The organism is Streptomyces sp. UW30 (assembly GCF_008042075.1).
Classification (GTDB): Bacteria; Actinomycetota; Actinomycetes; order Streptomycetales; family Streptomycetaceae; genus Streptomyces.
The window spans coordinates 79,383-88,582 of the sequence record NZ_RDBN01000043.1 but is presented as its reverse complement, the minus strand read 5'-3'; the positions used below and the strand labels follow the sequence as shown (position 1 = coordinate 88,582).

General features: G+C 70.8%; 9 protein-coding genes. 3 read left to right on the top strand and 6 right to left on the bottom strand.

The annotated features are described in order from the left end of the window. From EAO75_RS30725 to EAO75_RS30710, 4 genes are all read right to left on the bottom strand, one after another. Positions 1 to 856: 2-hydroxyacid dehydrogenase (locus tag EAO75_RS30725; protein ID WP_147998677.1), on the bottom strand; the 856-nt coding region annotated here is incomplete at its 3' end. Then, positions 853 to 2,022, bottom strand: a complete 1,170-nt coding sequence (locus EAO75_RS30720) for a lactate 2-monooxygenase (RefSeq protein WP_147998410.1) — start codon at positions 2,020 to 2,022, stop codon at positions 853 to 855. The genes EAO75_RS30725 and EAO75_RS30720, both read right to left, overlap by 4 nt. A gap of 73 nt (positions 2,023 to 2,095) precedes the next feature. Then, entirely contained in the window at positions 2,096 to 2,794 is a 699-nt protein-coding gene (locus EAO75_RS30715) for an alpha/beta fold hydrolase (RefSeq protein WP_147998409.1), read from the bottom strand. Next, entirely contained in the window at positions 2,791 to 4,344 is a 1,554-nt protein-coding gene (locus EAO75_RS30710) for a purine-cytosine permease family protein (protein WP_147998408.1), read from the bottom strand. The genes EAO75_RS30715 and EAO75_RS30710 overlap by 4 nt, the downstream gene beginning before the upstream one ends. Between EAO75_RS30710 and EAO75_RS30705 the strand changes: the two genes are divergently transcribed. Then, a complete protein-coding gene (locus EAO75_RS30705; protein ID WP_147998407.1) occupies positions 4,324 to 4,719 on the top strand; it encodes a subtilase-type protease inhibitor in 396 nt (131 codons plus the stop codon). The genes EAO75_RS30710 and EAO75_RS30705 overlap by 21 nt on opposite strands. 148 nt (positions 4,720 to 4,867) lie before the next feature. Here the strand turns inward: EAO75_RS30705 and EAO75_RS30700 are convergent, their stop codons facing one another. After that, positions 4,868 to 5,281: an STAS domain-containing protein gene (locus EAO75_RS30700; RefSeq protein WP_147998406.1), complete on the bottom strand. Its 414-nt coding sequence runs from the start codon at positions 5,279 to 5,281 to the stop codon at positions 4,868 to 4,870. Positions 5,282 to 5,477: 196 nt separating this feature from the next. On the opposite strand from EAO75_RS30700, the gene EAO75_RS30695 reads away from it, so the two are divergent. After that, positions 5,478 to 5,843, top strand: a complete 366-nt coding sequence (locus EAO75_RS30695) for an ArsR/SmtB family transcription factor (RefSeq protein ID WP_147998405.1) — start codon at positions 5,478 to 5,480, stop codon at positions 5,841 to 5,843. 6 nt (positions 5,844 to 5,849) lie between these two features. Next, positions 5,850 to 6,380 carry an SRPBCC family protein gene (locus EAO75_RS30690; protein ID WP_147998404.1) on the top strand — a complete coding sequence of 177 codons (531 nt, stop codon included), beginning with the start codon at positions 5,850 to 5,852 and terminating at the stop codon, positions 6,378 to 6,380. A gap of 3 nt (positions 6,381 to 6,383) precedes the next feature. Here EAO75_RS30690 and EAO75_RS30685 read toward each other — a convergent pair whose 3' ends face one another. Next, complete coding sequence (locus EAO75_RS30685; RefSeq protein WP_147998403.1) at positions 6,384 to 9,200, bottom strand: NHLP bacteriocin export ABC transporter permease/ATPase subunit; 2,817 nt, start codon at positions 9,198 to 9,200, stop codon at positions 6,384 to 6,386.

Here is a 9,200-nt window from a genome sequence, read left to right as displayed (position 1 = left end):
CGTTGGGGGCGCGCAGCAGGCGCAGGGCAGGGGTGGGCGGTTCGGGGTCGAAGACGTCGATGCCCGCTCCGGCCAGGGCGCCCTTCTCCAGTGCGTCGGCGAGGGCGTCCTGGTCGATCAGGGCGCCCCGCGCGGTGTTGATCACGAACGCCGTCGGCTTGAGCAGCGCCAGTCGCTCGGCGTTCAGCAGGTGCCGGGTCTCGTCGGTGAGCGGGGTGTGCAGCGAGACGTAGTCGGCGGTGCTCAGGAGCTCGTCGAGCGGGACGTGACGGGCATCGCCGAACTCGGCCTCCGTCCGAGGCGGCAGACGTCGGCGGCCCGCGTAGACGACGTTCATGTCGAACGCGACCGCGCGCCGGGCGACTTCCCGTCCGATCTGGCCCAGGCCCACGATGCCGAGCGTCTTGCCGCACAGCTCCGTCAGCGAGTTCTGGAGCCGGGGGAGTGCCCAGTCGGCGTCGGCGAGCGCGGTGTGGGCGGGGATCAGCTGCTTGGCGAGCGCGAGCATCAGGGCGAAGGTCTGCTCGGCCACGTTCTGCGCCTCGGCGCCGCTGGAGCCGATGTTGCACACGCTCACCGCACGCTCGCGTGCCGCGTCCAGGTCGACATAGTCGAAGCCGTGGCTCGCGCACTGCACCATCCGCAACTCCGGTGCGTAGGCGAGATGTTCGGCGGTGACCGGGGAGAGCGCGGTGATGATGACGTGCGCGGAGCCGAGCGCGGCCCGGTCCTCGTCGGCCGCCTCCACGACGGTGACGTTCGCGTCCTCGGGGAAGAGCGTGGCGAGGCCGGCGCCGATGGCACGGCCGCCCACGTGGGGCGAGATGACGGCGAGGACGTTCTTCGTGGCGGTCATGCGGATTCCTCGATGAGGTCGGCGGGGCCGATGGTGGCGGGTCCTGCGTGCCCGGACAGCGCGAGGGTGAGGTCGAGTTCGGCGAGCAGACAGCGGATGACGTGCTCGACGCCCGCCTGTCCGTCGAGGCCGAGCCCGTAGGCGTACGGCCGTCCGACGAGCACCGCCTTCGCGCCGAGGGCGAGCGCCTTGAAGATGTCGTCGCCGGTGCGGATGCCGCTGTCGAAGAGCACCGTCACCCGGTCGCCGACCGCCTCCACGACCCGGGGCAGGGCGTCGGCCGCGCCGACGGAACCGGCGACCTGGCGGCCGCCGTGGTTGGAGACGACCACCCCGTCCATCCCGGCGTCGGCGGCAGCACGCGCGTCGTCCGGGTGCAGGATGCCCTTCAGGACGATCGGGCCGTCCCAGTTCTCCCGCAGGAACGCCAGGTCCGGCCAGGTCTTGGCGGGGTCGGAGAACATGCCGACGAAGTGCATGACGGCCGCGTTCGGATCCTCGTGCACCGGCTTGGCCAGGCCGGCTTGGAAGGCGGGGTCGGAGAAGTAGTTGGCGGTGCCGACGCCGTGCAGGAACGGCAGGTACGCCTGGTCGAGGTCGCGCGGGCGCCAGGCCAGCATCGGCGTGTCCAGCGTGACCACGAGCGTGCTGAACCCGGCCGCCTTCGCCCGGCTCAGGAAGCTCCGGGCCACCTCGGGGTCCTTCGGCCAGTACAGCTGGAACCAGCGCTCGGCGTCCCCCATGGCCTGCGCGACCTGTTCCATGGGGGTGCTGGACGCCGAGGACAGGGTGAACGGCACGCCCTGCGCGGCGGCGGCCCGGGCTGCCGCGCACTCCGCGTCCGGGTGCATGATCGACAGCACGCCTATCGGCGCCAGGGCGATCGGCGCGGGCAGGGCGCGGCCGAGCACCTCGACGGACAGGTCCCGCTCGTGCACGTCCCGCAGCATGCGCGGCACGATCCTGCGTCGCCCGAGGGCCGTCCGGTTGGCGCGTGCGGTGCTGCCGTTGCCCGCGCTGCCCGCCACATAGCCGACCGGGCCGGGGCCGAGGCGCCGCTCGGTCAGCTCCTCCAGTCGCGTCAGATCGGTGGGCAGCCGGGGTACGGCTCCCGACATCCCGTTCAGATAGATCTCGTACTGGAAGTCCGCCCAGTGCTTGCCCATGCGTACGCCCCGCCTCTCGTCACTGAGAACGCGCTGTACGCAGACCATACCGACCGGTAGGGGTGCGAGTGGATCAGGGGGCGGTCACCGACTCGTGCAGGATGCGGGCCAGGTCGTGCGGCCGGGAGAACATCGGCCAGTGGCCGGTGTCCATGTTCACCAACTCCCAGCGGTCGCTCCTGAGGAGTTCGGCTGCGGCGCCCCATGGTTCCTCGCCGTCGAGGAGGCACTTGACGTAGGTGCCCGGGACTTCGCCCAACGGGCGGGGCATGACCGCCGGTTCGGTCAGCGTGGCGCCCGGGTGCGGGGTCGAGCCGTCGACGAAACGGGCGATCTGCTCGTCCGTCAGTCCCTGGCCCGCGCAGTCGGCCGCGGTGAGCGGCGGCCACGAGCCGTCGTTCCTCACGATCGCCGCCCGCACCTCGTCGCTCGGCCAGCCCGACAGGAACGAGTCCCCGTCCACGGCGACATTGGCGTCCACCAGCACCACACGCTTCAGCCGGTCCCCGATCCGGACGGCGGCCTGCCCGACCGGCACGCCCGAGTAGCTGTGCCCGACCAGCACGACGTCCCGCAGATCGAGGTGTTCCACCGCCTCGACGATGTCCTCGACGTGGGTCCACTGCCCGGGCGCCGGCACCTTCTGCTTCTCGGCGAGGCCGGACAGCGTCAGCGGATGGACGTCATGCCCGGCCGCCCGCATCTCCACCGCCACCTCGTCCCACGCCCACGCCCCGAGCCACGCTCCCGCCACCAGCACGAAATCGGTCATGCCCGCAACGTAGCGGACGGGTCTGACAACGGCTCCCCGTCACCCGGCGCACCCGGCCCGGTGATCGGCCGCACCGGCACCTCGACGGTCCGCGCCAGCCTTGCCCCCTCGGGCCCGTACACGGCCCTCGGTTCGGGGAAAGCCCGCAGCAGCCCCAGGAACAGCACGGCCGCGACGACCAGCGACAGCGGCAGGCCTATGTCCACCCCGTTCGCCAGATCGCCCAGCGGGCCGACGAACTGGCCGGGGATGTTGGTGAACAGCACGCCGACCACCGCGGCCACCCACCAGGCGGTCATGCCCCGCCAGTTCCAGCCGTGCGCGAACCAGTAGCGGCCGCCGCGCTGGCGTCGGTTGAAGACCTGGAGGGCGTCGGGGTCGTACCAGCCGCGACGGGTCCAGTAGCCGAGCATCATCACGACCATCCAGGGTGTGGTGCAGGTGATGATCATGGTGGCGAACGTCGAGATCGACTGCACCAGGTCGAGCGCGAAGCGCCCGACGAAGATGAACGCGATCGACAGCGCGCCGACCATGAGGGTCGCGTGCACCCGCGTGAGCCGCGGGAAGACCGACGAGAAGTCGAGGCCGGTGCCGTACAGCGCGGTCGTGCCCGTCGCCATGCCGCCGATCAGCGCCAGCAGACACACCGGCAGGAAGTACCAGCCCGGTGAGATCGCCAACAGCCCGCCGACGAAGTCGGGCGCCGCCGGGTCGACGTACTCGGGGACCTTCGTGGCGATGATGCTCGCGGTCGCGAGCCCGAAGACGAACGGCAGCAGCGTCGCGATCTGCGACAGGAAGGCGGCACCGATCACCTTGCGGCGCGGGGCGGACGCCGGGATGTAGCGCGACCAGTCGCCGAGGAACGCCCCGAACGAGACGGGGTTGGACAGCACGATCAGCGCCGCGCCGATGAACGACGGCCAGAACAGCGACTGTGTCGCCGCGTCCGCGGAGTCCGTGAACACGCCCGCGTACGACGGGTCGAAGTCACCGGCGAAGGCGATCACGCCGATCAGGAACAGCACGCTCGCCGAGGGCACGGCGACCTTGTTGACGAACAGCATGAAGCGAAAGCCGTACACGCACACCGCGAGGACCAGTCCCGCGAACAGGGCGTACGCGACGACGTACGACAGGTTGCCCCGATCCAGGCCGAACAGCCGGTGCGCGCCGCCGACCAGGGCGTCGCCGGAGCTCCACACCGAGATCGAGAAGAACGCGACGGCCGTCAGCAGCGACAGGAACGAGCCGACCACCCGGCCGTGCACGCCGAGGTGCGCGGAGGACGAGACGGCGTTGTTGGTGCCGTTGACCGGTCCGAACACGGCCATCGGGCACAGGATCAGAGCGCCCGCCACGACTCCGAGCAGCGTGGCCGCGAGGCCCTGCCAGAAGGAGAGGCCGAACAGGATCGGGAAGGCCCCGAGGACACAGGTGGAGAAGGTGTTGGCGCCGCCGAAGGCGAGACGGAACAGATCCAGCGGCGTCGCGGTGCGCTCGGCGTCGGGGATGCGGTCGACGCCGTGGGACTCGACCTCCGTCAAGGAGGGAGCGGGGGAGGGTTCGCCACCCCGGACGCCGCCCCCGCCTCTCTCTACGCCCCCTCGGCCCTGGTGCTCACCGTGGGCTACGGCGACAGCGCCACCCTGTCCTCGCCGGCACGCGCGGTCACCCTGACCTGCGCCCCGACGGCCTCGGGCACGCACCCCGCGCCAGGCTCGGCCTGCGCCGAACTGCRCGGGGTGAACGGCGACTTCGACGCCTTGAGAGGCAGAGAGGGCGCTCTGTGTACCAAGCAGTACGACCCGGTGGTCGTCACGGTCGACGGGGTCTGGCAGGGCAAGCGCGTCTCCTATGAGCGCACCTTTGCGAACGAGTGCGTGAAGAGCTCCTACGGGGCGAGCCTCTTCGCGTTCTAGGGACCGGGATCGCACGGTCCCCGYGCAGTTCGGCGCAGGCTCGCGGATGGGGAGTGTGAGCTGTGCCGAGGAGGCCCCTGCGATCTCGTATCGGGGGCCGGCCGGGCGGAGTGGGGCCGCCCGGTCGGCACCTCGTGACACTGCCTCGTCACCTGTCCTCCCCGGGGATCCCGGGGAGGAGAGGGAAGCGGCCCAGCAGACCCGCACCGCGCAACAGCCGCAGTATCCGCGGCGCGTCCGAGACGACGCGCAGGCGACCACCGTGTTCCCTGGTCCGGGTCTCGGCCCGGCACAGTACGCGCAGCCCCGAGCAGTCGAAGAAGTCCACCCGCCGCAGGTCGACCAGCACGTCCGACTCCGGCCCGGTGGCCGCCGCGTTCAGATGCTCGGCGAGGAGCGCCTCCGTCGCCAGATCGATCTCGCCCATGACCTCGACCACCGTGAACGGACCGCATATGCGGGTGCGGGCATGGGGATTGGCCGGGGGCGGCTTGGGGCCCATGGGGTCCACGGCCAGGTCCTCGGTCGGATACGGGGCGCGGTCGTCGGCGTCCGGCGTCATGTCCGCTCCACCTCGGCAGGGGCGCATTCGATCCGGGTTGTTACCCGGGGGCGGGGCTGAGCATCCCTGCGGCGCCCTGCGCAAGATCTAGTTCACTCGACCTGGTGAATTTCGCCCTTCAAGGCTTGACGCCTTGCCGGTCGACGACTCTTCGTATTCCTTGACGAGAATATAACCGTCGAGGCATATTGGACTCATGTCCGACGACGCCTCCCTCTGGAGCGCCCTCTCCGATCCCCACCGGCGGGCCATCGTCGCGCTGCTCCTCGAGCGGCCGCGGTCCGTCGGGGAGATCGTGGAGGCATGCGGGCTGAGCCAGCCGAGCACCTCGAAGCATCTGAAAGTGCTGCGGGAGGCCGGCCTGGTGCGGGTGCGGCAGGACGCGCAGCGCCGTGTCTACGCCCTCGATCCCGCCCCGATCGCCGCACTCGACGCATGGCTGGCCCCGTACCGAAAGCTCTGGAACCGCAGCCTGGACGCCCTGGGCCGCCGTCTCGACGAGACACGGCAGACGCCGGACGACACCTCGTACGACCCCGAGGGACCCACCACGAAGGACTGATCCACCATGAGCGCCGACCTCACCGGCACCTATCTGACCCTCGACGACGGCCGCCCGGCCGTCCGTTTCAGCCGCACCTACGACCATCCCGTCGAGCGCGTCTGGCGGTTCGTGACCGACGTCGACGAACTGGCCCACTGGTTCCCGTCCCGCGCCGAGATCGAACTGCGCCCCGGCGGCACGATCACGTTCGGCGGCGACCCGAACATGGAGGACTCCACGGGCCGCGTCATCGCCGTCGACGAGCCCCGCCACCTGTCCTTCGAGTGGGGTGGCGACGAGCTGCACTTCGACCTGGAGGCGTTGGACGAGGGGCACACCCGCTTCACGCTCACCAACGTCCTCGTCGCCGAGAACACCGCCGCCCGCAACGGCGCCGGCTGGGAGGTGTGCCTGACCGCCCTCGACGCGTACGCGCGCGGGGAGCGCTTCGAGGTGCCGCACGCCGGAGACGAGGCGCCCTGGAAGGGGCTCTACGACGGTTATGTCGCCGCCGGATTCCCCTCCGGTGCCGCCATCCCGGGCGTGGACGCCTGACGGTCAGGCCATCTGGCGTCGCACCAGCTCGTGCAGCCGCCCGCTCGTGTCCGCGAGGAGCTGAGCGGGCGGGCCCTGCTGGGCGACCTTGCCGTCCTCCATCACGATGACGCGGTCGGCGTCCAGCACCGTGGACAGGCGGTGCGCGATGACGATGCGGGTGGCGTTGAGGGCCTTCGTGGACTCGATGACCGTGCGCTGCGTCTCGTTGTCGAGGGCGCTGGTCGCCTCGTCGAAGAAGAGGATGCGCGGCCGGCGGATCAGCGCCTGGGCGATCATCAGGCGCTGGCGCTGCCCGCCGGAGATCGCGCCGCTGCCCGACACGATGGTGTGCAACCCCATCGGCATCCGGTTGATGTCCTCGGCGAGCCCCGCCATCTCGGCCGCCGCCATCGCCTCTTCCGGCGTGTACGGCTCGGTGCCGCAGATGACGTCCAGGATGGACCCGGTGAACGGCTGGGCGTGCTGGAGCACGACCCCGCACTGGCGGCGCACGGCCGACTGGTCGAGCGCGGCCAGGTCCTGCCCGTCGTAGAGCACACTGCCCGAAACCGGCTTGTCGAAGCCGATCAGCAGCCTCAGCAGCGTCGACTTGCCGCAGCCGCTGGGGCCGACGATCGCCACGAACTCGCCCGGCCGGATGTCGAAGGACACGTCGTCCAGGACCAGGGGACCGTCGTCGGAGTACCGGAAGGACAGGCGGCGCGCCTCGATCGAACCGGTCAGCGGGCCCGGCCGGGTGCTCGCCGTACGCACCTCCGGCGTGGCATCCAGCACCGGCTTGATCTCCTCGAACAGCGGAAGCGCGGCCACCGCCGACACGAACGCGCCGGTCAGCTGGGTGACCGAGGTCAGCAGCATCGTCACCGAGGTGCTGAAGGTGAGGAACGCGGCCGCCGACATCGACCCCCGCGCCGGTCCCGCAAGGAGCATGAACATCAGCAGCGTGCACAGCGGGAGATACACCGCGCCCATCACCGTGGTGAGGTTCTTGATCCGCCCCACCTTCTGCTGGAGCTCACGGCTGTGCGCGAACTGCGACGCCCAGGCCGCGTAGGCGTAGTTCTCGGCCGCCGCGACCCGCAGCTTCGGCAGGCCCCGCAGCGTCTGGAACGCCTGGTTGTTGAGCTTGTTGTTCAGCACCACCAGCCGCCGCTGCCAGCGCACCTGCCACAGCCCCAGACCCAGGAACACGGCGGCGATCACGACCAGCATGCCGATCGCCGCCAGCGCCATCGGCACGCTGTACCAGAACAGCAGCGCCAGATTCATCCCGCCCACCGTCAGGGACGAGGCGACGACAGGGCCGACTCCGGCCATCAGCCGGCGGATCGCGCTGATGCCCATGGCCTGGCTGGCCAGTTCACCCGTCGAGCGCTGGGTGAAGAATTTCGTGGGCAGCCTGAGCAGCCGGTCCCACAGGGCCGGTTGCAGCGTCGCCTCGATACGGCCCTCCAGCCGCAGGATCGTCAGGTTCTGCAGCAGCATGAACGCCGCGGCCACGACACTGCTGATCATCACGGCCAGACAGAACTGCACGATCAGTCCGGTCTGCGCCTTCGGCACGAACTCGCCGAGCACCTTGCCGGTCGCGATCGGCACCAGCGCACCGATCACCACCGTCACCAGGCCGCTGATCAGGAGGTTCGTGAGGTCACCGCCCGTGCCCTGCATGCTGAACCGCAGCAACCTCAGGGGGCTCAACGAGCGGTCGGGCAACGGACGGTAGAACATCACCGCGCGCGGCTCGAACTCCTCCGCGTTGGCCTTCTCGATCGGCGTCTCCCGGCCGGTCGCCGGATGGACGGCGACATAGCCGCCGCGCCGCCACAGCAGCGCCACCGGCGCACCCGACAGCGCCCGATGGCCCACCAGCGGTCCCACGTTGTCCCGCCACCACCGTCCGTCCAGCCGTACGGCCCGGGTGCGCACCCGCGAGGCGATGGCGACGCGCTCGACCGGGTCGAGCCGTTCGCTCTCCGTGCCGCTCTGCGCCGGCTCGGACAAGGTGATCCCGGCCGCCTGGGCGACCAGCTTGCAGGCGGCGTAGCTGGCGTCCGCGTCGGCGGCCGTCGTCCGCTTGTCGCTGCGTTTGCCGATGGACGCCAGCAGGGTCCGGTCGGCCTGCGCGCGTACCGCCTCGCCGGCCTTGATGCCCTCAGCGGTGCGCGTCTCGTGGGTGCGCTCCAGCTGCTCGATCCAGCGGTCCAGCGTGGTCAGCAGGCGGTACTGCTGGTCGACCATGGACTGCCAGACCGCCGGGTCCATCAGCAGGTCGGCGGCCGCCTCCGCGCCGTACAGCGAGCCGTACTGCACGCTGCCCGGCGGCACCTGCATCCAGAAGACGTCGTCGTCGGTGACCTCGGCGGCCCGTTCCGTGGCCATGGGTGCCTGGAAGAGGATGGTGAGGCTGCGGCCGACGCCGAGCGCGAGGGCGTACTCCAGTGGGCTCGTCGTCGGCGGGACGTACTGCGGGTTGCCGTACTCGTCGTACGACCAGGTCTGGGTGTTGGCGGGCTGGTACAGCTCGCGCAGCCCGATGCGGTGCACGACGCAGTCCCTGAGCGGACGGGCGACCAGCGTGTGCTGCGGTCCCGGGACCGGGCCGAGCAGCAGCGAGCCCGCCTCCAGACGGCCGAGGTGGTGCCAGTGCCCCTGCTGGCCGGCGTCGACCGCGAACAGGTCGACCGCGCCGGACGCGACCAGCCACAGCACCTGCGGGCCTTCGAGGTCGATGCGGTTGAAGCCGGCGTAGTCGATGCGCGTGCCCATCTGGCCGAGCGCGTCGAGGACGAGGTCACCCTCGTGGACGGCAGTCAT

Bases quoted from the DNA above. Each gene is read 5' to 3' on its own strand.
- EAO75_RS30720 (WP_147998410.1), bottom strand. From the start codon at position 2,022: ATGGGCAAGCACTGGGCGGACTTCCAGTACGAGATCTATCTGAACGGG.
- EAO75_RS30715 (WP_147998409.1), bottom strand. From the start codon at position 2,794: ATGACCGATTTCGTGCTGGTGGCGGGAGCGTGGCTCGGGGCGTGGGCG.
- EAO75_RS30700 (WP_147998406.1), bottom strand. From the start codon at position 5,281: ATGACGCCGGACGCCGACGACCGCGCCCCGTATCCGACCGAGGACCTG.
- EAO75_RS30695 (WP_147998405.1), top strand. From the start codon at position 5,478: ATGTCCGACGACGCCTCCCTCTGGAGCGCCCTCTCCGATCCCCACCGG.
- EAO75_RS30690 (WP_147998404.1), top strand. From the start codon at position 5,850: ATGAGCGCCGACCTCACCGGCACCTATCTGACCCTCGACGACGGCCGC.
- EAO75_RS30685 (WP_147998403.1), bottom strand. From the start codon at position 9,200: ATGACTGCCGTCCACGAGGGTGACCTCGTCCTCGACGCGCTCGGCCAG.